Here is a 23,377-nt window from a genome sequence, read left to right on the forward strand (position 1 = left end):
GGTGGCCGCTTCTCGCGCAGTTCCCCGCGCCCCTGAAGGCATGCGCTGCGCGCAGCCTTCCCTGATGAGATGGCGCACGCAGTGCGCATCTCAGGGGCGCGGGGAACTGCGCGACCAGCCACGACGGTGGCGCGCGTGAGGGGCCCCGCCGGGGGCGGGGCCCGGACGGTCAGCGGCTGTAGCGCATCAGGGCTCGGACCATGTGGCACGTCGTGTCGGACGGCGGATGGATGCCGATGAGGTCGGCCGTGGAGCGGATCCTTCGGTTGTGGGCCTGCTGAGGGAGGTAGACGCCGGAGTCGAGCAGGGCGATCGCCAGGCGCATGGCCTTGAGGCGACGGTTGTGCGTGATGTACCAGTCGCGGGGCTGCCCCGCGGGCAGCGCCTTCTTCGCCATCGGTGTGTACGGAAGGTCGATCAGCACGGGTGCGGCAGCGGGCACGGGCATCCTCCTGTCGCGCATTCTCAAGAGCCCCCGAAGCTCTCGAACACTGCTTCTATTCTACTGCCCACCACTGACAAAAGCCGCTGGCCAAGCCCCAGTTGACGGCTTCCCTCGCGTACCTTTGGCCCCATGGAAATCTGGATCAACCCGGCCTGCTCGAAGTGCCGCAGCGCGCTCTCCCTGCTCGACGCGGAGGGCGCCGACTACACCGTCCGCCGGTACCTGGAGGACGTCCCCGCGCCCGACGAGATCCGGGCCGTGCTGGACCGGCTCGGGCTCGAACCGTGGGACATCACCCGCACCCAGGAGGCCGCCGCGAAGGAGCTGGGCCTCAAGGAGTGGGCGCGCGACGCGGCCGCCCGGGACCGGTGGATCGAGGCGCTCGCCGCGCACCCGAAGCTGATCCAGCGCCCGATCATCACCGCCGACGACGGCACCGCGGTGGTGGCCCGCAGCGAGGACGCGGTACGGGACGCGCTGGGCCGGCACGGCTAGGCACCCGGCACCCGATACCCACGGCGCGCGGGCATCGCATACGAGATCACGGGCAGTCCGGTGCCCCGCGCGACCCCGGTAACACGGGGTTCACAAACGGGCAACGGACGGGAAATCGCCTGTTGACAGGATCCCGGTCAGATAGAGACCCGCTCCTGGAGGATGTGGCCCGTGACGTTCAAGGCTGAGTACATCTGGATCGACGGCACCGAGCCGACGGCCAAGCTCCGTTCGAAGACGAAGATAATCGCCGGCGAACCGCAGGGCCTGGACGCGCTGCCGATCTGGGGCTTCGACGGGTCGTCCACGAACCAGGCCGAGGGCCACGCCTCGGACCGCGTCCTCAAGCCCGTCGCCGTGTACCCGGACCCGATCCGCGGCGGCGCGGACGTCCTCGTCATGTGCGAGGTCCTGAACATCGACATGACCCCGCACGAGTCCAACACGCGTGCCGCGCTCGCCGAGGTCGAGGAGAAGTTCGGCAGCCAGGAGCCGATCTTCGGCATCGAGCAGGAGTACACCTTCTTCGAGGGCGACCGCCCGCTCGGCTTCCCGGTCGGCGGCTTCCCCGCCGCGCAGGGCGGCTACTACTGCGGCGTCGGCACCGACGAGATCCACGGCCGTGACGTCGTCGAGGCGCACCTGGACAACTGCCTGAAGGCGGGCCTGGGCATCTCCGGCATCAACGCCGAGGTCATGCCCGGCCAGTGGGAGTTCCAGGTCGGCCCGCTCGCCCCGCTGGAGGTCTCCGACCAGCTGTGGGTGGCCCGCTGGCTGCTCTACCGCACCGCCGAGGACTTCAAGGTCTCCGCGACCCTCGACCCGAAGCCGGTCAAGGGCGACTGGAACGGCGCGGGCGCCCACACGAACTTCTCGACGAAGGCCATGCGCGAGGGCTACGACGCGATCATCACCGCGTGCGAGTCGCTGGGCGAGGGTTCCAAGCCGATGGACCACGTCAAGCACTACGGCGCCGGCATCGACGACCGCCTCACCGGCCTGCACGAGACCGCCCCGTGGAACGAGTACTCGTACGGCGTCTCGAACCGCGGCGCCTCGGTCCGCATCCCGTGGCAGGTCGAGCAGGACGGCAAGGGCTACATCGAGGACCGCCGTCCGAACGCCAACGTCGACCCCTACGTCGTGACGCGGCTCCTCGTCGACACCTGCTGCTCCGCGCTGGAGAAGGCCGGACAGGTCTGATTCCGGCCATGTCGCACTTGTGGGCGCCCGCACTTTCCGCGGGCGCCCTCTGCTTTACGTACTCCATCTGCTTCAATAAGGGCATGGCCAGCTTCCAGAACATCACCGCGCGGGGTCGTCGTCACGACCTCGAGCCGTTCTGGCCTTCCCGCCAGCACCACGACTTCGACCGGGTGTGTTGCCGCGTGTGAACGCGCAGGCCCTCTAAAGCCGCCGCTCCCTCCGCGAGCAGGACGGCCTTCGGTCCGCGCGCACGACGTACGTCTTCTCCCTGACGGCCTCTCGCGCGAAGGTTGACCACTCATGGCTCACGCCCGCTCCCTCTCCGTTGCCCCCTCTCCCGCCCGTACCCGGCTGCGTGCCGTCGGCAGTGACGAGGTGGACCGCCTGGTCGATGTGTCCGAGTTCCTGCCGCCGGGCGCCACGCTGCTGCCCGCGCCGGCCCACACCCTGCCCAGCCTGCCGGGCAACCCGCCGATGATCGGCTACCTGGTCCTCGTACCGGCCGACCAGCAGCCGCTGCTGCCGCCCGCGCCCGCCGCCGCGGAGCCGCCGGCCGTCCGGCCGGACGGCGACGGTCTCATCGGCATCGACGGCGCGGAGCGCACCGCGAGCGTCGAGGGGCGGCAACTCGACCTGACCTACCTGGAGTTCGAACTCCTCGCGCATCTCGTCGCGCATCCGCACCGGGTGCACTCCCGCGACCAGCTGGTCACCACGGTGTGGGGCTACGGGCACGTCGGCGACGGCCGCACCGTGGACGTGCACGTCGCCCGGCTGCGCCGCAAGCTGGGCGCCGAGCACCGCAAGGTGATCCAGACGGTGCGCCGGGTCGGCTACAAGTACGCGCCGCCCGCCGGCCGCTGAGCCCTCACCCGCCCGGGGGTAGTGCTGGCTACACCCCGGGACGGGTGTCCGTCCCACTGTTCAGGACCACCGCGGCAGCCACACTGTGAGGACAGCGACGGTGGAACGGGACGGGGTGCGGGATGGGTGCGCGGGTGCGGAGTGCCGTCATGGCGGGGGTGCGGGGCCTGGTGCTCGCCGCGGTCGGGCTGGCCGGGTCGATCACGTTGTTCGTGCTGTCCGTCCTGTCGGTCGTCCTCATCGTGCTGGGGATCGGGGCCCTCACCACGCCCTGGGTGCTCGGCCTGGTCCGGCACTGGGCGAACTGGCGGCGGGTGGTCGCCGCCGAGTGGTGCGGGGTGCGGATCCCGGCGACGTACCGGCCGTTCCCCGACGGCCCGCGCGGCGGGATCCTCGGGCAGGCCGAGCGGTGCCGGCTGATGCTCGGCGATCCGGCGACCTGGCGGGATCTGCGGTGGCTGCTCGTCGACATGACGGCAGGATTCGTCACGGCTCTGCTGCCCGCCGCGCTGGTCGTCTATCCGATCGAGGGGTACGCGCTCGCGGCCGGCCTGTGGCGGGTCTTCACGGACGGCTCGCGCGTCGGCTGGTGGTACGGGTTCGTGCCGATCAGCGGCCAGGGCACGGCACTGCTGGCGGCCGTGCTGGCGACGGCACTGCTCGCCACCGGGCTCTGCACCGCCCCCGCGCTGCTGAGAGTGCACTTCCTCCTGACCCGGGCCGTGCTGGCCCCGGCCGACGGCGAACTCGCCGAGCGGGTCAGGGTGCTGACCGAGACGCGGCGCGACGCCGTGGACACCTCAGCGGCCGAGCTGCGCCGCATCGAGCGCGATCTGCACGACGGGGCGCAGGCCAGACTCGTCGCCATGGGCATGGATCTGGGCACCGTCGAGGCGCTGGTCGAGAAGGACCCGGCGCGGGCGAAGGAGCTGCTGGCGAAGGCCCGGCAGTCGTCCGCCGACGCGCTCACCGAGCTGCGCGACCTGGTCCGCGGCATCCATCCGCCGGTGCTCGCCGAGCGCGGACTCGGCGACGCGGTCAAGGCGTTGGCGCTGCGGCTGCCCGTCGCGACGGAGGTGGAGGTGGAGCAGGCCGGGCGGGCCGAGGCGCCCGTGGAGTCGGCGGCGTACTTCGCGGTCAGCGAAGCACTGACGAACGCGGTGAAGCACGCGGACGCGGACCGGATATGGGTCGACATCAGCCACACCGACGGCCATCTGCGGATCGCCGTCACCGACAACGGCAGGGGCGGCGCCGTGCTCCGGGACGGCGGCGGGCTCGGCGGGGTGGAGCGCAGGCTCGCTACATTCGACGGTGTCCTCGCCGTCAGCTCCCCCGCGGGCGGTCCGACCATGGTGACCATGGAGATCCCTTGCGTGTTGTCCTAGCCGAAGACCTGTTCCTGCTGCGGGACGGGCTCGTGCGGATGCTCGAGGCGTACGACTTCGAGATCGCGGCCGCCGTCGAGAGCGGGCCCGAACTGACCAAGGCACTGGCGGAGTTGACGCCGGACGTCGCCGTCGTCGATGTGCGGCTGCCACCCTCGCACACCGACGAGGGGCTGCAGTGCGCGCTCGCCGCGCGGCGGGCGCGGCCCGGGCTGCCGGTGCTCGTGCTGTCCCAGCACGTGGAGCAGTTGTACGCGCGCGAGCTGCTGGCGGACGGGAACGGCGGGGTCGGGTATCTGCTGAAGGACCGGGTGTTCGACGCCGAGCAGTTCGTCGACGCGGTGCGGCGGGTGGCCGCGGGCGGCACGGCGATGGATCCGGTGGTGATTCAGCAGTTGCTCGCGCGGCGGGCGGTGCGGGAGCCGCTCGGGGGGCTCACTCCGCGCGAGCTGGAGGTGCTGGAACTGATGGCGCAGGGCCGGTCGAACGCGGCGATCGCGGCCCAACTGGTCGTCACCGAGCGCGCGATCGCGAAGCACACCTCCAACATCTTCACGAAGCTGGATCTGACGGTCTCGGACGACGACAACCGCCGGGTCCTGGCCGTTCTGGCCTACCTGGACCGAGCCCCGTAAGGAGCGCGGGGAACCGCGCGGGCGGCGCCTCGGCAAAATCCCCGGCCCCGTTGAACACGCGGGCCCACCGTTGCGTACGTAGTCCCATGGGACGCACCTCACGGAAAAGGCGCTCATCGCTGGCGACGCGCATGACCATCGCGTCGGCCGCACTGCTCCTGGGCGGAGGTGGGCTGGTCGCGGTGAACGTGTACGCGCAGGCCCACGAAGAGAACTCCGCGGACACCGGACGGCAGAGCGGCAGCGGCGTCGTAGCGAAGACGACCACCATCGACTGCCCGGACGTCGGCACCGCGCTGCCCGACGTACCGGACGGCGCCCGCGGCCGGGTGGACGGCGAACTGGCCGCCATGGACACCCAGATCACGCAGGCCTACCAGCGCCTCGCGCAGAACCGGGACGCCGCCGCCCAGGACCCCGGCTGGGTCCAGAACAGCGTCCTGGGCCCGCTGAAGGCCAAGCGCGGCGCCGCTCTCGACCGGATCGGGCAGGACATCCGGCGCTCGGGCGGCAGCGCGCCGCAGGGCCTCGGCGGGATGGCGCAGTGCACCCAGCGCGCCACGGACGACAACGGCGGCGACTCCCCCGCACCGCCCGCCGACCCGTCGGCCGACCCGTCCGGCGGCGCCCAGGAGCCGGCCTCCCCCGCGCCGCCCGCCTCGTCGGCGCCGCCCCCGCAGGGCGGGACCAGCGGCGGCCCGGTGGCCGCCGACTTCCAGGACATCACCAAGGTCCGGCCCAACGTCCAGCAGCCGCGCAACGGCCGCGGCGCGTCCACCGGCACCTTCACCACGGCGTGCGGCACCAACGCCAACAAGCTGCGCAACAGCGACAACGTGATCGTCGCCCCCGGTGTCACCAACGGCGCGCACCACATGCACGACTACGTCGGCAACCAGAGCAACAACGCGTTCGCGAGCAACGACACCTTCGCGGGCGCCGCCACCAGCTGCCGCAACCAGGGCGACAAGTCGACGTACTACTGGCCGGTGCTGCGCGTGCAGGACGGCACGCAGGAGGCCGACGCGAACCAGGACGGCGGCGGCAAGGAGGGCAACATCGGCAAGATCCTCCAGGCGCGCACGGCGAGCATCAAGTTCGTCGGCAGCCCGCGCGGCAAGGTCGTCGCGATGCCGAAGTTCCTGCGCATCATCACCGGTGACGCGAAGGCGTTCACCAACGGCACCGCGAACGCCAACGCGCACTGGAGCTGCACCGGCTTCGAGAACCGGCAGCTGACGGACAAGTACCCGATCTGCCCGCGCGGCAGCCAGGTGGTGCGCAGCTTCAAGTTCCAGAGCTGCTGGGACGGCCAGAACACCGACAGCGCCAACCACCGCACACATGTGGCGTTCGCCGACGCGCAGGGCAACTGCCCGGCCAACTTCAAGGCGATCCCGCAGCTGACGATGCGGCTGGTCTACGACGTGCCGGCGCCGCGGATCGCGAACGGCCAGGTGAAGAACCCGTTCGCGGTCGACGGCTTCCCCGAGCAGCTGCACAAGCCGATCACCGACCACGACGACTTCATCAACGTCTTCTCCGACCAGCTGATGCAGCGGGCGACGAACTGCATCAACCGGGGCGACCGGTGTAACTGACCGGCCGCCCCTCCGGGCCGCTGCGCGGCCGGTTCAGTGGTGACCCGTGTGCCCGGAGCCGGGCACCTCCTCGTGACCCCCACCACCGCTACTCCCCGAGTGGTGCGAGGAGACCCGCTCCACGGTCCCGCCGAGCCGGCCGCGCAGCTTCGTCACGACCGCGTCCGGGCCGACCACGATCCACTTGGCGCCCACGAGATAGTCGCCGCCGTAGTCGTCGGCGACGTCCAGCCATTCGGCCTGGCCGCGGTCGGTGGCGAAGGTGGCGAGAACGTAGCGGCCGGTGCCGGAGCCGCAGGTCGCCTGGCGCAGTTCGGCGGCGTCGGTCTGGACCTCGGGGTCGCAGCCCGCCCGGCGGGCGATCTGCTCCAGGGTCCCGGTGGCCGTTCGGGGGATCTTCGCGTCGTCGCCGTGGGCTCCGCCCGTGGTGCATCCGGCCGCGACCGTGGCCAGTACGGCCCCTGCCACCAGCAGCTTCCTCATCGCACTCTCCTGTCCGGTACGTGACGGGCAATCCGCCCGGTTCCCGCCAGCTCCGCGCGCACCGTTGAGCACGGACGTGCACCCGGTTAGCGTGCGCCGCACCATCCGTGACGCACAGGGGGTAGCAGGTATGTCCGCGCCAACGCGACGCACGGTCATCGGCACGGCAGGTGCCATCGGTCTCGGCTCGGCCCTCGGGATGGGCCCCGGCGCACCGGCCGCACTTGCCGCTCAGGCCCTTGATACGTCGGCGGCGCTCGCCGCGCTCAAACGGCGGCTGCCCCACCACGCGGACCAGTTCCGGCTCACCCTGGTCCCGGCGCGGGGCGGCGCGGACCGTTTCCGGGTCTCCGGGACACGGGGCCGCATCGAGGTGTACGGGACGACCCCGGCGGTGCTGCTCGCCGGGGTCCACTGGTACCTGAAGTACACGTGCGGGGCGCAGATCGCCTGGAACGGCAGCCAGCTGGAGCTGCCCCGGCGGCTGCCGGCGCCGGACCGGCCGCTGGAGAGATCGACGTCGCTGCCGCACCGCTTCGCGCTGAACGACACCAACGACGGCTACACGGCACCGTTCGCCGACTGGTCGTACTGGGAGCGCGAGCTGGACATCCTGGCACTGCACGGCTGCAACGAGGTGCTGGTCGTCGCCGGCATGGAAGCCGTCTACCACCGCGTACTGAAGGACTTCGGCTACAGCGACGAGGAGTCGCGGGCCTGGCTGCCCGCGCCCTCGCACCAGCCGTGGTGGCTGCTGCAGAACCTGTACGGGTACGGCGGCCCGCTCTCCCCCGAACTGATCGCCGAGCGCGCCGCGCTGGGCCGGAAGATCGTCGACCGGCTGCGTGAGCTCGGCATGAGGCCGGTCATGCCGGGCTACTACGGGCACGTGCCGAAGGAGTTCGTGGAGCGCAACGGCGGGGACGCGCACGTCGTCCCGCAGGGTGTCTGGCACGGCTTCCAGCGGCCCGACTGGCTCGACCCGCGCACCGAGTCGTTCGGGCAGGTCGCGGCGTCCTTCTACGGGCACCAGAAAGACCTGTTCGGCGACATCGACGCGTTCAAGATGGACCTGCTGCACGAGGGCGGCACCGCGGGCGACGTGCCGGTGCCGGACGCGGCGCGCGGGGTGGAGACGGCGCTGCGCACGCACCGGGCGGACGCGACCTGGGTGATCCTCGGCTGGGAGGCCAACCCGCTGCCCGCGCTGATCGACGCGATCGACAAGAAGAAGATGCTGATCGTCGACGGGGTCTCGGACCGGTACACGTCGGTCACCGACCGCGAGAAGGACTGGGCGGGCACCCCGTACGCGTTCGGCACCATCCCGAACTTCGGCGGCCGCACCACGATCGGGGCCCGCGCGCACATCTGGCAGGAGAAGTTCTTCGCCTGGCGCGACAAGCCCGGCAGCGCGCTCGCGGGCACGGCGTACATGCCCGAGGGCACCGACCGCGACCCGGCCGCCTTCGAGCTGTGGTCCGAACTGGCCTGGACGGACGGCGGCCTGGACCGGGCGCGGTGGTTCGCCGGGTACGCCGACTTCCGGTACGGCGCCCGGGACAGGGACGCCCGCGCCGCGTGGCAGGCGCTGCACGAGACGGCGTACCAGCACAAGGCGGTGGAGCGCTCCGACCCGCACGACTCGCTGTTCGCCGCCCGCCCCGACCTGTCCGCGGACCGCGCCGCCTACTACGCGCCGCGCGCCCTGACCTACGACCCGGCCCGCTTCGACGCCGCGCTGACCGGGCTGCTGGGCGTGGCGGCCGGGCTGCGGGGCAGCTCCGCCTACCGGTACGACCTGGTGGACGTGGCCCGTCAGGCCCTCGCGCACCGCAGCCGCCAGCTCCTGCCCCAGCTCAAGGCGGCGTACGCGGCGAAGGACCTGCCGACGTTCAAGGCGCTCGCCACGCTGTGGCTGAAGCTGATGCGGCTCTCGGACGACGTGACGGGCACCCATCCGGCGTTCCTGCTCGGCCCGTGGATCCAGGACGCCCGCGACCTCGCGACGAACGCCGCCGAGCGCGCCGAGTTCGAGCGCTGCGCGAAGGTGCTCATCACCGTGTGGGGCGACCGGGCCACCTCCGACCCGGGCAATCTGCACGAGTACGGCAACCGCGAATGGCACGGCCTGATGGCCGACTTCTATCTGCCGCGCTGGCAGAAGTGGCTCGACGAACTCCAGGACGCGCTGGCGGCGGGGCGCGAGCCCGCGGCGGTGGACTGGTTCGCGTTCGAGGAGCCGTGGACGCGCGAGACGAAGGACTATCCGCTGCGGCCGTACGGCGACGCGTACCGGACGGCGGCCCGGGTCCGTGACGTGCTGGCGGCCGCCCCCTACCAGGGCTCGGTGACGGTCACGGCGGAGCCGCCGGCGTTCCCGCCGAACGGGCACGCGCGCGTGGCCGCCACTTTCCACAACGTCAACGGGCTGCGCGCCACGGGCCGTGTCGACTTCACCCTGAAGGGCATCGACGCCGAACCGGAGGGCGCCACCCACCTGCGCGCCGTCGCCGCGGGCGGCGAGGGCACGGTGGCCTGGCGGGCGAGCGCCCCGGCCGCCCCGCTCGACAAGCCGCTGCGCCCGCTGCCGTACGAGATCGACGTCGCCTACGGGCCCGCGGGCGCGGACCGGATCACCGCCGTCCACCGGGGCACCCTGTTCGAGGCGGGGCCGCTGGACGCGGGCTGGAGGACGTACACCAACAACGGTGCCTTCTTCGGGCAGTTGGGCGACGCGTTCGCCATCGACGGCGGCGGCGCCGACCTGTGGAAGGGCACGACGGAGTTCGGGACCGTGTACCGGCCGGGCGCTTTCACGGACGGCACGTCGGTGGTGCTGCGCGTCGACAGCCAGGCCGTGACCGGCGCCTGGGCGCGGGCCGGGATCATCGTGCGCAACGCGCTGGCCACGCCCGGGTCCGCGGGCTTCGTCAATCTGTCGGTCACGCCGTCGAACGGTGTCGTGCTGTCCTACGACACCAACGGTGACGGCACGCTGGACACGTACAAGCGCATCACGGGGATCAAGGCCCCGGTGCTGCTGCGGCTGACCCGCTCCGGGGGTTCCGTCACCGGCGCGTGCTCGACCGACGGAGGCGCGACCTGGCGGACCGTGGCCACGGCGGCCGTGCCGGGAGCGGCGGCCGCCCAGGACGTGGGCCTGTTCATGAGCGCGACGAACGGCGGGAACGGAGGTCGCGGCACCGTGGAGTTCAGCGGCTGGCGGCTGACGTAGGGGGCGAACGGCTGTGACCATCCCACGATTCGCTCGTTCAGCTGAACGTGCAGTCAAAGGTGCAGCAGTCCGAGCCCGCGTCCCCCGCCGCACCCGTCCCGGCCGACGTGATCGACGTCGAGCGGGCGGAAGCGGCCCTGGTGGAGCACTATCCGCGCCTGGTCCGTCTCGCCTATCTGGTGCTGCCGCCGGGCCTGGGCCGCAACCGCCGGGTGCTCACCGCCCACTCCGTCGTCCAGCGCGCGCTGCCCCGCGGCCGGACGGCGCCCGCGCCGGCGGCCGGCGGCGATCCGGGCTACGCGTACGTACGGCTGCGGGTGCTGCGCAGCGCGCTGGAGGCCGGGCTTCCGCTGCGCCGCGCGGCCTGGCCCAGGCGCGCCCAGCTGCCGCCGCTGCTGCCGCAGGTGTGGGGGCTCCGGCTGTTCCCCAAGTCCGGCGGCGCCGATGAACTCGCCCTGGACCAAAGGCTGTCGGCGCTCGACGGCCCGGCGCGCGCCGCGTACGTGCTGCGCGGTCTGGAGCGGCTCGACGACGCGGCGATCCGCTCGACGCTGCTGGCCGCGGGCTGCGCTCCCGACGCCGTCGCGACGGCGCTGACCACGGCGGCGACGGTCGAGACGCAACCCGCGCTGCTGGCCTCCCCCGAGTTCGACCCGTGCTCCCTGCACGCCCGCCCCACCGACCTGATGCGCCGCCGCCAGCACGCGAAGGCGGCCGTCGCCGGGCTCGCCGCGCTCGTGGTGTGCGGGGCGCTGCTCGGGCTGCCCGGCGGCGAGAGCTGGGGGCCCGACGGCGCGGCGGCGCCCCCGTACGCGCGCAACCCGGCGGGGCAGGCCGCGCTGGACCCGGCGAAGCTGACGCGGATGGCCCCGACGGCCTGGGAGAGTTCCGCGCGCGTCGACTTCTCGGTGTGGCCCGCGCGCGGGTCGCTCACCGGCGACCAGGACCTGCTGCGCCGGGCCCTCGCGGTGTGGGCGCGGCCCGGTGCGTCCGTGCAGGTCTCGGCGACGCCCGGCACCGCCGCGGGCGCTCCGCCCGGTCCGGCCCAGCTGCTGTACGCGGGCGAGATCGACCAGGCGCGCGTCGTCGTCCTCTACGACGGTCTGCGCGTCGTCCGCTACGCCGAGCCGCGGGACGGGACGAGCGGCGCCGCCCTCGACTTCGCACGGGTCGACGGCGCGGACGCCGCGCAGTCGGGCGCGGTCGTCCTGGACCGCTCCGACGGCAACGTCCGCTATCTGACGGCCCCTTGGGTGACCGGCGCGGCCGTCCACGATCTGCTGAAGCCGGACGCGCCGGCCCAGAAGGTGTCCCGTGCGGCGGACGGCACCACCGCGCCGTTCGCCGGTCCTGCCCTGTCCGGGGCCTGTACGTCGTGGAACGCGCTGGCGCTGACCGACGCCACCGGCACCCGGCTCACCACCGACCTGGGCGAGCTCGTCCCCGCACGGCTCACCTCGGGCAGCCCGGACGCGCCGCACGACTCGGCGCCCGCGGACTGGTCCGCCGGCGCCTGCTCGCTCGCCGCGGCCCGCTCGCACGGGGTGCGCTCGGTCAACTCCTGGCCGTACGCCCGGCAGCCGCTGCCCGAGGCCGACGGCACCGCGGAGTGGGTGTGCACCCGCGCCGAGACCTGGCAGGGCGGCACTCCGCGCACCCTCGCCCTGTTCCGCACCCCGGGCGCGACCGCCGCGGTGGTGGCCGCGAAGTCGCAGACCTCGCCCGCGTGCGGCTCCCGCGATCCGCTGGTCCTGGCCGGGGTCCGCTGGAAGTCGCGGGCGGGGGTCTGGTACCTGGTCGCGGCGGGCAGCAAGAAGGTCGGCTCGGTGACGGCGGCGGGTTCCACGGTGCCGGGGAATCTGCTGGCGGTGAAGGTGGCGCGGGGTGCGAAGGTGTCGCTGACCGGTCGCACCGCCGCCGGCACGAAGGTGACGACGCTTAAGTGAAGGCCGGACCGCCCTTGCTGACGATCAAGTAAAGAAAGTCCCGCAGGGGGCTGTACCCCCGCGTCTACCCGTCAGTACATTGACGCCATGTCTAATACGCGCGTCACGCTGAAGGCACGCCAGGTGTCCTTCGCCTGGGACAAGACCCCGCTGCACTGGCTCCCGGACGACCCGTTCGCCACGCACACCATCAACGTGCTGCACCTGCTGCTTCCGGCCGGTGAGCGCTGGTTCGTGCACGTGTACAAGCAGGTCCTGCCCTACATACGGGACGACCGGCTGCGGGAGGACGTCATCGGGTTCATCGGCCAGGAGGCCATGCACTCGCAGGCCCACGACGAGGTACTGCCGCACCTGCGCGAGCAGGGTCTCGACCCGACGCCGTACACGGCCCAGGTGGACTGGTTCTTCGAGAAGCTGCTCGGCGACCGGACGCTGCCGCCGGGCAGGGCGCGCGAGTGGTGGCTGATGGAGCGGGTCGCGCTGATCGCGGCGATCGAGCACTACACGGCGTTCCTCGGCGACTGGGTGCTGAACGCGGACGAGCTGGACAAGCGGGGCGCCGACCCGACCATGCTCGATCTGCTGCGCTGGCACGGCGCCGAGGAGGTCGAGCACCGCTCGGTGGCCTTCGAGCTGTTCGAGCACGTGGACGGCGGCTACCGGCGCCGGGTGCGCACCTGGGCCACCGCCTTCACGGCGCTGGTCTTCCTGTGGCAGCGCGGGGCGCGGTTCTTCATGGAGAACGATCCGACGCTGGTCGACGGCAAGGCCTCCTTCAAGGACTTCTACCGGGGCGGCAAGCAGGGCGTGCTGCCGTCGACCGGGGCGATGATGCGGTCCATCCCCCGCTATCTGAGCCGGAGTTACCACCCGGAGCAGGAGGGCGACACCGCGCAGGCCGTCGCCTATCTCGCCGCCTCCCCCGCGGCGACCGCCGCCGAGGCCCGTACCGCCGCCCGCACGGGAGCAGCCGGATGAACGCCCGCACGCTGACCAGGGCCGCCGTCGTCGCGGGCGCCGCGCTCGTCGTCCGGCGCGCGCTGCGCCGCCGGGTGCAGGGCTCGCCGCTGTGGCCGATGCCCGCCCTGGAGGAGCCGGTCTCGGGACGGCCGCGGGCCCGCGCGCTGCGGCTGCTCGTCGCCGGGCACGAGGAGATCGCCGACGGCGTGGTGCAGCTCCGCCTGGAGGGGTACGACCTGCCCGCCTGGCGGCCGGGCGCCCACCTCGACCTCGTCCTGCCGTCCGGTCTCGTCCGGCAGTACTCGCTGTGCGGCGACCCGGAGGACTCCTCGTCGTACACCGTCGCCACCCGGCTGATCCCGGAGGGCGAGGGCGGGCGCGGCGGATCGCGCGAGGTGCACGAGCAGTTGCGGGAGGGCGCCGAGGTGGAGGTGCGCGGGCCGCGCAACCGCTTCGCGCTGGACGCGGACGCCCCCGCCTATCTGTTCGTGGCGGGCGGCATCGGCATCACGCCGATCCTGCCGATGCTGCGCGAGGTGGAGGCGCGCGGCGCCGCGTGGCGGCTGCTGTACGGGGGCCGCAGCCGGGCCTCGATGCCGTTCCTGGAGGACGTGGCGAAGCTGGGCGGCGACCGGGTCGACATCGTCGCCCAGGACGAGGCGGGCCCGCCCGACCTCGCCGCCGCGCTCACCGCCACCGCGCCCGGCACCGCCGTCTACTGCTGCGGGCCCGAGGGGCTGATGGCGGCCGTGGAGGCGGCGCTGCCGGAGGGCCGGACCCTGCACCTGGAGCGGTTCGCGCCCCGCAACACGGCCGACGGGAACGGCGCGTTCGAGGTGGAGCTGCGGCGCAGCGGCAAGGTCGTCGACGTCCCCGCCGGGTCGACGGTGCTCGCGGCGGTCCGCGCGGAGGTGCCGAACGTCTCGTACTCCTGCGAGCAGGGCTTCTGCGGGACGTGCCAACAGCGGGTCCTGGGGGGCGAGATCGACCACCGCGACGAGCTGCTCACCGACGCCGAGCGGGACGACTCGATGCTGATCTGCGTGTCGCGGGCGCGCGGTGAACGTCTTGTGCTCGACCTGTAGCGACCACGGCGGCGACCGGCGTGATCCGCTCGGTAGAGTGTTCGGTATGGCTACCGGGGTGCGGCGCAGAATGGGAGTCGAGGAGCGGCGACGGCAGTTGATCGGGGTCGCCCTCGAACTGTTCAGCCACCGCTCCCCCGACGAGGTCTCCATCGACGAGATAGCGGCCGCCGCGGGGATATCGCGGCCGCTCGTCTACCACTACTTCCCGGGCAAACTCAGCCTGTACGAGGCGGCGTTGAAGCGGGCCGCCGAGGATCTGGCGGAACGTTTCGAGGAGCCGCGCGAGGGGCCGCTCGGGGCCCGGCTGCTCCGTGTGATGGGCCGGTTCTTCGAGTTCGTCGACGAGCACGGCCCGGGGTTCTCGGCGCTGATGCGGGGCGGCCCGGCCGTCGGTTCCTCGGCGACGAACGCGCTGATCGACTCCGTGCGGCAGGCCGCCTACGTCCAGATCCTGGCGCACCTCGGGATCGTCTCCCCGTCGCCCCGGCTCGAACTCGTCGTCCGCTCCTGGATCTCGCTGGCCGAGTCGACGGCGCTGATCTGGCTGGACGGGCGCCGGATCCCTCGCGGGGAGCTGGAGCTTCAGCTGGTGCACGATTTCGCGGCGCTGGCCGCTGTCAGCGCCGCGTACGACTCCGAGATGGCGGCGCTGTTGCGCCACCTTCTCTCCGGGGAGCCCGCCGATGGGCCGTTCGCCGAGTTGATCGGGCGGTTGTCCTCGCTGGCCTCAGTCTGAGTCGGCGCCCCTGGCGGGGCGCGTCCGTTCAGCCCCGCGCCGACTTGTAGGCCGGCTCCAGGTCTCGTACCTCCACCGACAGGTGGGCACCCTCCGGGTTCTTGATGTGGGCCGGGAGCAGGGTGAGGACCGCCTCGACCAGGGACGTCTTCGCCTCTTCGGTGCGGCCCGCGAGCAGGGCGATCTCGATGTGGACGAGGTCCGCCGGCTCGGTGCCGTCGCCCACGACGGTCTCGTCGGCCCGGCGGAACCGGGTCTTGCAGGCCGCCGTGCGCGCGGCCACGGTGTCGACGCAGGCCTGGTGGACGGCGCCGGCGAGCCCGGCACGGTCGATCCGGCCGTCGAGGCCGGCGGAGTGGTCGACGGTGATGTTCGGCATGAGGGCTCCGTGGGATCCGCTGCGGATGTGTCGCCCTCACCCTGTCACGCCGTCGCGGGGACCCCGGGGCTGAGGCGGAGCGCGAGCAGGGCGATGTCGTCCGCGCGGTCCCGGCCGAAGCAGGACATCAGGGTGTCGCAGAGGGCGTCCGGCTCGGCCGGGGCGACGGCCGCGGCGCCGCGCAGTTCCTCCATGGAGACGGCCAGGTCGGTGCCGCGGGTCTCGATGAGGCCGTCGGTGACCATGAGCAGCCGGTCGCCGGGCTCGAGGACCAGGTCGGCGGGCTCGGGGTGCGACAGACCGAGCCCCAGCAGCGGGCCCGCGGCCTCGGCGTAGTAGGGCGTGCCGTGCTCGGGGAGGACCAGCGGCGGGATGTGTCCCGCGTTCGCCACCCGGACGCGGCCGGTGGCGGGGTCGACGAGGGTCAGGCACAGGGTCGCCGTGGTGTCCGGGTGGTAGTGCTGGAGCATTCGGTCGATGCGGTCCACGAGGCGGCCGGGCCGTGGGTCCTCGATGCTGTAGGCGCGCAGGGCGTGCCGGATCTCGACCATCACGGTGGCCGCGTCGAGGGAGTGCCCGACGACGTCGCCGATCCCGGCGAGGACTCCGGCGGGGGTGGGCAGCGCGGCGTAGAAGTCGCCGCCGATCTCGGCCTGCTGGGAGGCGGGTTCGTAGCGGAAGGCGACCTGGAGTCCGGGCATGCGGGGCAACTGGGCGGGCAGGAAGCTGCGTTGCAGGGTCAGGGCCACGTGGCGCTCCTGCTCGTACCGGAGGAGGGGTTCGGCGGCGAGCACGGTGGCCCGTGCCAGCTGGGTGACGAGCGGGCCGATCCGCCGGCCCGTGTCGGGGTGGACGGGTGTGACCAGGCAGACCGAGAGGCCGTCGCGGCTGCGGGCGAGCACGAGCCGGACGTCGCCGGGGCCGACGTACGACGCGGGCCAGAGGGCTCCGGGCAGGACCGCCGTGTGGATCCCGCCGCGGGCGCACAGCGCCCGCCGGATCAGGGCGGCGGCCCGCTCCTCGTCGCCGGCGCCGGGCTGTCCGGTGCGTGCGGAGTGCCGGTCGATGCCGACCTGCGCGTCGCTGTCGCCGCCGAGGACGAACGCGGCGGCCGGGTGGCCGGTCAGCCGGGCCGCCGCGTCGGCCGCTGCGGTGGCCAGTTCGGCGAGACAGCGGGCGCCCTGCACCTCGACGACGGCTTCGGAGAGCAGGGCGAGGCGGGTGAACTGGGCCTGCGCGTCGGTGAGTTCGCGGGCGCCGCGCAGCACGGCCCGGATCACGGCGCGGATCTCCTCCGGCTCCGCGGGCACCGTCAGATACGCCTCGCCGCCCGCGTCGAGCCCCTGGCAGCGGTCGACGGGGCCCGAGGGCCGCGCGGAGAAGTGGACGACGGGGATGCCGGCCAGGGACGGCAGGGCCTTGACCCTGCGGCACAGTTCGAAGCCGCTGAGGTCGGGCAGCCCCACGTCGACGAGCGCCACATCGGGCAGGCAGCCGGCCCGCAGCCGCACGTCGAGTTCGAGCAGGGCCTCTCCGGCGGAGGCCACGGGCACGACGCGATGTCCGGCGCGGCTGAGCACGGCGCTCAGCGCGAAGCGGTTCGCGGCGGTGTCGTCGACCACCAGGACCGTACTGCGCTCCCCGGTGCGGGGATCCAGGGCGGTGGCGCTCACATGCAACAGCCCCTCGCGGCGGACCGGTGCGGGCTCCGTCGGCCCGCATCACCAAACTACCGCCGCCCGCAAGAGGCGTGTCGGCCGTTCCCGGGCCTTCACCGTTCCGGGTGGACTATCGCCATGTTCGGCCATCAACCGCCAGCATCCGCACCGCAGTTGTGCGAGGTGGCGTTCGGTGGGCAATACGGCGGGTGACCGGTACAGTCCACTCCCGTGACCGCACGCCTGGCCGACATAGCCGTGCACGCAGGAGTCAGCGAAGCGACCGTCAGCCGCGTGCTCAACGGCAGGCCGGGAGTGGCCGCGGCCACCCGGCAGTCCGTGCTCGCCGCACTGGACGTGCTGGGCTACGAGCGTCCCGTCCGGCTGCGGCAGCGCAGCGCGGGCCTGATCGGGCTGATCACCCCGGAGCTGGAGAACCCGATCTTCCCCGCGCTCGCCCAGGTCGTCGTGCAGGCGCTGACCCGGCAGGGCTACACGCCGGTGCTGGCCACCCAGACGCCCGGCGGCTCCACCGAGGACGAGCTGACCGAGATGCTGGTGGAGCGCGGGGTCGGCGGCATCATCTACGTGTCCGGGCTGCACGCCGACACCACGGCGGACACCGGGCGCTACGAGCGGCTGCACGGCCGGGGCGTCCCGTTCGTGCTCGTCGACGGGTTCTCGCCGGCCGTCTCGGCGCCCTTCATCTCCCCCGACGACCGGGCGGCGGCCGGCCTCGCGGTGACCCATCTCGTGTCGCTCGGCCACACCCGGATCGGCCTGGCGCTCGGGCCGCGCCGCTTCGTGCCGGTGCTGCGCAAGGCCGAGGGCTTCGTGCGGGCGATGTCGCACCTGCTGGGACTGCCGTCCGCGGACGTGGAGCGGGACTTCGTCGAACACTCTCTGTACACGGTGGAGGGCGGTCGGGCGGCGGCCGCGGCGCTCCTCGACCGGGACTGCACGGCCGTGGTCTGCGCGAGCGACATGATGGCGCTCGGGGCGGTCAGGGCGGTGCGCGAGCGCGGCCTGGACGTGCCCGGGGACGTCTCCGTGGTCGGATTCGACGACTCTCCGCTGATCGCGTTCACCGACCCGCCGCTGACCACGATCCGCAAACCGGTGCAGGCCATGGGCCAGGCCGCCGTCAACACGCTGCTCGAAGAGGTGGCCGGGACGCCTGCTCCCCGGAGTGAATTCCTGTTTCTGCCGGAGCTGGTGGTGCGCGGGTCGACGGGCTCGTCCCCTGGGGCCCGGTCTCGTCCGTAGGGCGTAGCGGGTGCGGGCGTGACCCGACCGAGGGATGATCTGGCGGGGGCCGGAAATCTGGCAGACTCGGTGACTATGGGTGAAACGACCGTGACAACACTGGACGGCCGACCAGGACCCGCCGCCTCGCTCGCCGCGGAGAAATCCCGCGCGTCGCAGGGCGCCGGCGGATTCCTGCGCCGCCTGCGTATGCCGCGGCGTCCCCGGCTCTGGTTCGAGATCCTGCTGATCGCGGTGAGCTACTGGACGTACTCCCTGATCCGCAACGCGGTCCCGGAGCAGAAGGCAGAGGCGCTGCGGAACGCGGACTGGATCTGGTCCCTCGAGCAGCACCTCGGCATCGCCGTGGAGCAGAGCGTCAACCACACGGTGAACGCGGTGACTTGGCTCATCATCGGAATGAACTACTACTACGCGACCCTGCACTTCGTGATCACGCTCGGGGTGCTGGTGTGGCTGTTCCGCCGCCATCCGGGCCGCTACGCGGCGACCCGGCTCGTGCTGTTCGCGACGACGGCGGTCGCCCTGGTCGGCTACTACTTCTTCCCGCTCGCCCCGCCGCGCCTGATGACCGGCGGCCACTTCGTGGACACGGTCGCGGTGCACCAGACGTGGGGGTCGATGGCCTCCGGGAACCTGAAGAACATGTCGAACCAGTACGCGGCCATGCCCTCGATGCACATCGGCTGGTCGCTCTGGTGCGGTCTGACGATCTTCGCTCTCGCGTCGGCGCCCTGGGCCAGGATCCTCGGCCTGCTCTACCCCGTGGCGACCCTGACGGTCATCGTGTCGACGGCCAACCACTTCTGGCTGGACGCGGTGGGCGGGATGCTCTGCCTCGCGTTCGGATTCCTGGTGGCGCGGCTCTGGTACGGGACGCTGCCGTACGCGCTGCCGCGCCTCGTGGCGACGCGGCACCCGGGCTTCCCGATCAAGGCCTAGGGCGATTTCTCCACAGATTCGATAGAAAGCGTGTTCTGATCACTGGGTGCGGTGGGTGATCCTGCCGCCCACGGCGGTCAGCAGCACGGGTGCCTCGGCCAGTTCGTCGGCCGGCGCGGTCACCGGGTCCAGGCCGAGCACGGTGAGGTCGGCGCGGAGCCCGACCGCGATCCGGCCCGTCGTGTCCGCCTCCCCTGCGGCGATCGCCGCGTGCGCGGTCACGCCTTCGAGCGCTTCGAGCCCGGTGAGGCCCTGCCCCGGCCCCGCGGCGCCCTCGGGCACCCGGGCCATGGCGAGCACCCGCCGTACGTCGTAGGGGGCGATCGGCCAGTCCGAGCCGAGGGCGAGGGTGGCGCCCGCGGCGCGCAGGTCGCGGGTGCGCCAGGCGCGGGCCGCCCGCTCGTCGCCGAGCCGCTTGGACCACTCGTCGCTGTGGTCACCCTTCGTGTACGCGGTGTGCGGCGGCTGCATGGACGCGGTGACGCCGAGCGCGGCGAACCGCGGGAGGGTGTCGTCGGGCACGGACTCGATGTGCTCGATCCGGTGGGCGCCGCGGCCGCTCGCGCCGAGCGCCTCGACGGTGTCCAGGACGTGCCGCACGGCGGCGTCGCCGATGGCGTGGGTGGTGGTCCGCACCCCGGCGGCGTGCAGGTGCCGTACGGCGGCGCTGTACGCGGCCGGGTCCGGCCAGAACGCCTCGGTCCCCTGCCCGTGGCAGTCGGGGTGCTCCAGCCAGGCGGTGCCGCCCTCGACGGTGCCGTCCATGAAGAACTTGACGCCGCCGACCCGCCAGTTCCGGCCGCGCTCGCGCTGGAGCGCGACCAGTTCGTCGAGGCCCGCCGTGTCCACGCCCGGCATGCACCAGGGCGCGATCGTCAGGCGCAGCGGGAGGTCGGTCTCCTCCTCGACGGCGGCGAGCAGATCGAGGCCGGAGCCGTCCATGACGTGGGCGCCGGTGAGGCCGGTGGCGGCCATGGCGGTGAGCAGGTCGACGAGTCCCGTGCGGCGTTCCTCGTAGGAGGGCGCGGGCACGACCGCGTCGACCAGGTCCATGGCGGCGTGCTCGATCAGGTGCCCGGTGGGGCGGCCGTCGGGGGCGCAGACGATCTCGGAGCGCTGGGCGAAGGCGCGCGGGCCCGTGACGCCCGCGGCGGTGAGGGCGGCGCCGCTGACGAGGGCGGAGTGGCCGTCGTAGAGGCGCAGGAACGCCGGGGCGCCGTCGAGGACGTCCTCGACGAGGTCGCGGTGGAGGGGGCGGCCGCCGAACGCGTTGTGGTCGAGGCCCCAGCCGATGACCCAGCCGTCGATCCGGTCGGCGCGGCGCAGGGCGGCGCGGAGTCCGTCGAGGTCCCGTACGCCGCTGAGGTCGGCGCCGGTCGCCATGCGCAGGCCCCACACCGGGTGGCTGTGGGAGTCGACGAGGCCCGGGGTGACGGTCGCTCCCGCGAGGTCGATCCGCTCCGTGCGGGGGCCTGTGCAGTCCTGGAGCAGGGTGGCGGTGTCGCCGATCGCGGTGATGACGCCGTCGGTGACGGCCAGCGCGGTGGCCTCCGGCTCGGGGCTGGTCATGGTGCGGAGGTGGGTGTTGGTGAGGAGGAGGTCGGCCTGGGGTGCCATGTGCGGGCTCCTTTTCGGCGGATCGTCTGGCGGGTTGCTCGTTCGTCGGCGGGTGCGGGTGGTGGGTGGTTGCTCGCGCAGTTCCCCGCGCCCCTGCGGGGCGCTTGTTCGGCCGGTCGGAGGGAATTCTCGCGGGGCATCTCTACGACTGGCCGAACCTTTCGTAGACCTCCGGGCGGGTGCGCTTGAGGCGCAGGGCCAGGGGGAAGCCCAGGACGAAGACCGCGGGGGCCACCGCCACCATCACCGCGTTCGCCGGCGGGGACGCCCCGGTGAAGAGGTCGATGTGGGTGATGACCAGGGCTGTCGCGGCGCCGAGCAGGAGCGTCGCCGCCGCGGGGGCCACGATCGTGCGCAGGACGCCCTCCTCGTGGGTGATGCGGCGGAAGAAGAACGGGACGGCGATCGCCGCGAGGAGTTGCAGGGCCATCAGGCCCAGCATGCCCGGGGTGTTCACCCACAGCAGGAGCTGCGCGTACGGGTCGAGGCCCGCGCCCCAGAAGACGAGGACGACGACCGCGCCGAGGGCGCTCTGCGCGAGCCCCGCGACGTACGGGGAGCCGTGCCGGGGGTGGATGCGGCCGAAGGCGCGCGGCAGGACGCCCTCGTCGGCGAGGGCCAGCCCGTAGCGGTTGATCGCGTTGTGGAAGGCGAGGAGGGAGGCGATGACGCTGGTGACGATGAGGACGTGCATCACGTCGGCCGCCCAGCCGCCGACGAAGGTGGTGATCGCGGTGAAGAAGAGGTCGGCCGGGTTGCTGCCGGCCTCCTGCACCACCCGTGCGTCGCCGAAGGACTGGATGGCGATCCAGACCGTGAACGCGTAGAAGAGGCCGAGGAAGGCGACCGCGATGTACGTGGCGCGGGGCACCGTGCGGTCCGGTTCGCGGGCCTCGCGGCGGTAGATGACGGTCGACTCGAAGCCGGTGAACGCGGCGAAGGCGAAGGCCAGCACGGCCGCGGTGCCGGGCACGAGGACGTTGCCGGGGGCGAAGGAGGCCAGGGAGAGGCCGTGGGCGCCGCCCTTGAGGAGGACTCCGGCCGCGAGGAGTACGAGGATGCCGGTCTCGGCGACGAGCAGGACGCCGAGCAGCTTCGCGCCGAAGTCGATCGAGCGGAAGCCGCCGTACCAGATGACGGCCAGGCCGATCAGGGAGACCGGGAGCCAGGGGATGTCGGTGCCGAACAGGGCGTGGACGGTGTCCTGGGTGGCGGAGCCGAGCAGGCCGTAGACGCCGATCTCCATGCCGTTGTAGCCGATCATGGCGAGCAGCGCGGCGCCGATGCCGGCCGGGCGGCCGAGGCCCTGGGTGATGTACGCGTAGAAGGCGCCGCCGCCGGTGACATGGCGGCTCATCGCGGTGAAGCCGATGGCGAAGACCGCGAGGGTGAGGCCGGCCAGGAGGTAGCCGGCCGGGGCGCCGATGCCGCCGAGGGCGATGGCGAGCGGGGCGACGCCCGCCATGACGGTGAGCGGGGCGGCGGCGGAGACGACGAAGAACGCGATGTCGGCGGTGCCGAGGGATCCCGTGCGCAGACCGGGCTCGGCCGGGGCGGGGACGGCGGCCGGCACGGTCTTCGGGGAGGTTGCGGGCATGCGGAAGGAGGCCCTTCTGGTGGCAGGCAGCAGAGGACGGGAACGACGGGAAGGACAGGAACGGGTGCGAGCGGGTAAACCTAAAGCCTTTCGGTTTCCGCAATGTAACCTCCCGTTGGGGATACGGGAAGACCCGTCTTCACGGGCGGGACGGGGAACTGACGGAGGAGCGGAACGGATGGGGCGGCCGAGCAAGCCACTTCTCGACCGGGAGCGCATCGGCGCGACGGCCTTGGCCCTGGTCGACGAGCAGGGCGATTTCAGCGTGCCGCAGATCGCGCGGCGGCTCGGGGTGCAGACCGGTTCGGTGTACCACCACGTGGACGGCCGGGACGGCATCGTGGAGCTGCTCCGGGACCGGGTGGCGGGCGGGATCGACGCGACGTCGCTCCGCTCGGGGCTGCCGTGGGACGAGGCGCTGACGGAGTGGGCGCGGGCCTATCGGGCCGCGTTCGCCGCGCATCCGAAGGCGATCCCGCTGCTGACCACGAATCCGGTGCGGGCGCCTCGGGTGCTGGCGCAGTACGAGCTGGCGGTGGGGCTGTTGCTGGACGCGGGGTTCGCGCTGGGCGATGTCATGACGGTGATCATCGGCCTTGACAACGTCGTGCTCGGGTCGGCGCTGGACATGGCGGCGCCGGAGGCGATGTGGGAGCTGACGGACGAGGTCCCGATGCCGTTGCTGGGGCGGGCGCTTGCCGCGATGGCCGGGAGCCGGTCCGACGCGGCGTTCGAGCTGGCGCTCGGGGCGTTCGTGGGGGGCGTACGGGAGTTGCTCGGGGCTCGCGACGGCTGACCGCCCCGATGAGGAGATGCCCCGGCGGAGTCCC

General features: G+C 72.8%; 20 protein-coding genes. 14 read left to right on the forward strand and 6 right to left on the reverse strand.

All coding sequences use genetic code 11. The features are described from left to right. Positions 1-169: 169 nt before the first annotated feature. On the reverse strand, positions 170-448 hold the full coding sequence (locus ABZ930_RS12835) for a hypothetical protein (protein ID WP_361545899.1): 279 nt from the start codon (positions 446-448) through the stop codon (positions 170-172). 126 nt (positions 449-574) lie between these two features. Between ABZ930_RS12835 and ABZ930_RS12840 the strand changes: the two genes are divergently transcribed. From ABZ930_RS12840 to ABZ930_RS12865, 6 genes are all read left to right on the forward strand, one after another. After that, positions 575-940 carry an arsenate reductase family protein gene (locus ABZ930_RS12840; protein ID WP_361545902.1) on the forward strand — a complete coding sequence of 122 codons (366 nt, stop codon included), beginning with the start codon at positions 575-577 and terminating at the stop codon, positions 938-940. Positions 941-1,111: 171 nt separating this feature from the next. Continuing rightward, positions 1,112-2,143 (forward strand): glutamine synthetase, encoded by a 1,032-nt coding sequence (glnII, locus tag ABZ930_RS12845; RefSeq protein WP_361545905.1) that lies wholly within the window; start codon positions 1,112-1,114, stop codon positions 2,141-2,143. A gap of 303 nt (positions 2,144-2,446) precedes the next feature. After that, positions 2,447-3,010 (forward strand): winged helix-turn-helix domain-containing protein, encoded by a 564-nt coding sequence (locus ABZ930_RS12850; protein ID WP_361545908.1) that lies wholly within the window; start codon positions 2,447-2,449, stop codon positions 3,008-3,010. Between the two features lie 122 nt (positions 3,011-3,132). Further along, entirely contained in the window at positions 3,133-4,398 is a 1,266-nt protein-coding gene (locus tag ABZ930_RS12855) for a sensor histidine kinase (RefSeq protein ID WP_361545911.1), read from the forward strand. Continuing rightward, a complete protein-coding gene (locus ABZ930_RS12860; RefSeq protein WP_361545914.1) occupies positions 4,383-5,033 on the forward strand; it encodes a response regulator transcription factor in 651 nt (216 codons plus the stop codon). Before ABZ930_RS12855 ends, ABZ930_RS12860 begins: the two co-directional genes overlap by 16 nt. A gap of 86 nt (positions 5,034-5,119) precedes the next feature. Further along, positions 5,120-6,634, forward strand: a complete 1,515-nt coding sequence (locus ABZ930_RS12865; protein ID WP_361545917.1) for a DUF1996 domain-containing protein — start codon at positions 5,120-5,122, stop codon at positions 6,632-6,634. Positions 6,635-6,667: 33 nt separating this feature from the next. On the opposite strand, the gene ABZ930_RS12870 is transcribed toward ABZ930_RS12865, so the two are convergent. Next, entirely contained in the window at positions 6,668-7,117 is a 450-nt protein-coding gene (locus ABZ930_RS12870; protein WP_361545920.1) for a hypothetical protein, read from the reverse strand. A gap of 130 nt (positions 7,118-7,247) precedes the next feature. Between ABZ930_RS12870 and ABZ930_RS12875 the strand changes: the two genes are divergently transcribed. The 5 genes from ABZ930_RS12875 to ABZ930_RS12895 all read left to right on the forward strand — a co-directional run bounded on the left by ABZ930_RS12875 (position 7,248) and on the right by ABZ930_RS12895 (position 15,088). Beyond that, the gene (locus ABZ930_RS12875; protein ID WP_361545923.1) at positions 7,248-10,355 is read left to right on the forward strand and encodes an alpha-N-acetylglucosaminidase; all 3,108 of its coding nucleotides are present in this window, start codon (positions 7,248-7,250) and stop codon (positions 10,353-10,355) included. Between the two features lie 59 nt (positions 10,356-10,414). Beyond that, the gene (locus ABZ930_RS12880; RefSeq protein ID WP_361545926.1) at positions 10,415-12,301 is read left to right on the forward strand and encodes a hypothetical protein; all 1,887 of its coding nucleotides are present in this window, start codon (positions 10,415-10,417) and stop codon (positions 12,299-12,301) included. Positions 12,302-12,388: 87 nt separating this feature from the next. Further along, complete coding sequence (locus ABZ930_RS12885) at positions 12,389-13,282, forward strand: metal-dependent hydrolase (protein ID WP_361545929.1); 894 nt, start codon at positions 12,389-12,391, stop codon at positions 13,280-13,282. Then, positions 13,279-14,349 (forward strand): PDR/VanB family oxidoreductase, encoded by a 1,071-nt coding sequence (locus ABZ930_RS12890; protein WP_361545931.1) that lies wholly within the window; start codon positions 13,279-13,281, stop codon positions 14,347-14,349. Before ABZ930_RS12885 ends, ABZ930_RS12890 begins: the two co-directional genes overlap by 4 nt. A 46-nt stretch (positions 14,350-14,395) precedes the next feature. Next, entirely contained in the window at positions 14,396-15,088 is a 693-nt protein-coding gene (locus ABZ930_RS12895; RefSeq protein ID WP_361545934.1) for a TetR/AcrR family transcriptional regulator, read from the forward strand. Between the two features lie 28 nt (positions 15,089-15,116). On the opposite strand, the gene ABZ930_RS12900 is transcribed toward ABZ930_RS12895, so the two are convergent. Together ABZ930_RS12900 and ABZ930_RS12905 are read right to left on the reverse strand one after the other, a co-directional pair. Beyond that, on the reverse strand, positions 15,117-15,467 hold the full coding sequence (locus ABZ930_RS12900; protein WP_361545937.1) for a 5-carboxymethyl-2-hydroxymuconate Delta-isomerase: 351 nt from the start codon (positions 15,465-15,467) through the stop codon (positions 15,117-15,119). Positions 15,468-15,511: 44 nt separating this feature from the next. After that, positions 15,512-17,140: a SpoIIE family protein phosphatase gene (locus ABZ930_RS12905; RefSeq protein ID WP_361545940.1), complete on the reverse strand. Its 1,629-nt coding sequence runs from the start codon at positions 17,138-17,140 to the stop codon at positions 15,512-15,514. A 216-nt stretch (positions 17,141-17,356) separates the two neighbouring features. Between ABZ930_RS12905 and ABZ930_RS12910 the strand changes: the two genes are divergently transcribed. Together ABZ930_RS12910 and ABZ930_RS12915 are read left to right on the forward strand one after the other, a co-directional pair. Continuing rightward, positions 17,357-18,391: a LacI family DNA-binding transcriptional regulator gene (locus ABZ930_RS12910; protein WP_361545943.1), complete on the forward strand. Its 1,035-nt coding sequence runs from the start codon at positions 17,357-17,359 to the stop codon at positions 18,389-18,391. A gap of 75 nt (positions 18,392-18,466) precedes the next feature. Further along, positions 18,467-19,333, forward strand: a complete 867-nt coding sequence (locus ABZ930_RS12915) for a phosphatase PAP2 family protein (protein ID WP_361545946.1) — start codon at positions 18,467-18,469, stop codon at positions 19,331-19,333. 39 nt (positions 19,334-19,372) lie between these two features. On the opposite strand, the gene ABZ930_RS12920 is transcribed toward ABZ930_RS12915, so the two are convergent. Both ABZ930_RS12920 and ABZ930_RS12925 read right to left on the reverse strand, forming a co-directional pair. Further along, positions 19,373-20,950, reverse strand: a complete 1,578-nt coding sequence (locus ABZ930_RS12920; RefSeq protein ID WP_361545949.1) for an amidohydrolase — start codon at positions 20,948-20,950, stop codon at positions 19,373-19,375. Positions 20,951-21,092: 142 nt separating this feature from the next. After that, on the reverse strand, positions 21,093-22,547 hold the full coding sequence (locus ABZ930_RS12925; RefSeq protein WP_361545952.1) for an APC family permease: 1,455 nt from the start codon (positions 22,545-22,547) through the stop codon (positions 21,093-21,095). A 178-nt stretch (positions 22,548-22,725) separates the two neighbouring features. Between ABZ930_RS12925 and ABZ930_RS12930 the strand changes: the two genes are divergently transcribed. Continuing rightward, a complete protein-coding gene (locus ABZ930_RS12930) occupies positions 22,726-23,343 on the forward strand; it encodes a TetR/AcrR family transcriptional regulator C-terminal domain-containing protein (protein WP_361545955.1) in 618 nt (205 codons plus the stop codon). Positions 23,344-23,377: the final 34 nt, after the last annotated feature.

It is taken from the genome of Streptomyces sp. NPDC046716 (assembly GCF_040645755.1).
Lineage (GTDB): Bacteria > Actinomycetota > Actinomycetes > Streptomycetales > Streptomycetaceae > Streptomyces.

Coding starts and splice junctions, on each gene's coding strand:
- ABZ930_RS12835 (WP_361545899.1), bottom strand. CDS start 448: ATGCCCGTGCCCGCTGCCGCACCCGTGCTGATCGACCTTCCGTACACA.
- ABZ930_RS12840 (WP_361545902.1), top strand. CDS start 575: ATGGAAATCTGGATCAACCCGGCCTGCTCGAAGTGCCGCAGCGCGCTC.
- ABZ930_RS12850 (WP_361545908.1), top strand. CDS start 2,447: ATGGCTCACGCCCGCTCCCTCTCCGTTGCCCCCTCTCCCGCCCGTACC.
- ABZ930_RS12855 (WP_361545911.1), top strand. CDS start 3,133: ATGGGTGCGCGGGTGCGGAGTGCCGTCATGGCGGGGGTGCGGGGCCTG.
- ABZ930_RS12865 (WP_361545917.1), top strand. CDS start 5,120: ATGGGACGCACCTCACGGAAAAGGCGCTCATCGCTGGCGACGCGCATG.
- ABZ930_RS12870 (WP_361545920.1), bottom strand. CDS start 7,117: ATGAGGAAGCTGCTGGTGGCAGGGGCCGTACTGGCCACGGTCGCGGCC.
- ABZ930_RS12875 (WP_361545923.1), top strand. CDS start 7,248: ATGTCCGCGCCAACGCGACGCACGGTCATCGGCACGGCAGGTGCCATC.
- ABZ930_RS12885 (WP_361545929.1), top strand. CDS start 12,389: ATGTCTAATACGCGCGTCACGCTGAAGGCACGCCAGGTGTCCTTCGCC.
- ABZ930_RS12890 (WP_361545931.1), top strand. CDS start 13,279: ATGAACGCCCGCACGCTGACCAGGGCCGCCGTCGTCGCGGGCGCCGCG.
- ABZ930_RS12895 (WP_361545934.1), top strand. CDS start 14,396: ATGGCTACCGGGGTGCGGCGCAGAATGGGAGTCGAGGAGCGGCGACGG.
- ABZ930_RS12900 (WP_361545937.1), bottom strand. CDS start 15,467: ATGCCGAACATCACCGTCGACCACTCCGCCGGCCTCGACGGCCGGATC.
- ABZ930_RS12915 (WP_361545946.1), top strand. CDS start 18,467: ATGGGTGAAACGACCGTGACAACACTGGACGGCCGACCAGGACCCGCC.
- ABZ930_RS12920 (WP_361545949.1), bottom strand. CDS start 20,950: ATGGCACCCCAGGCCGACCTCCTCCTCACCAACACCCACCTCCGCACC.
- ABZ930_RS12925 (WP_361545952.1), bottom strand. CDS start 22,547: ATGCCCGCAACCTCCCCGAAGACCGTGCCGGCCGCCGTCCCCGCCCCG.
- ABZ930_RS12930 (WP_361545955.1), top strand. CDS start 22,726: ATGGGGCGGCCGAGCAAGCCACTTCTCGACCGGGAGCGCATCGGCGCG.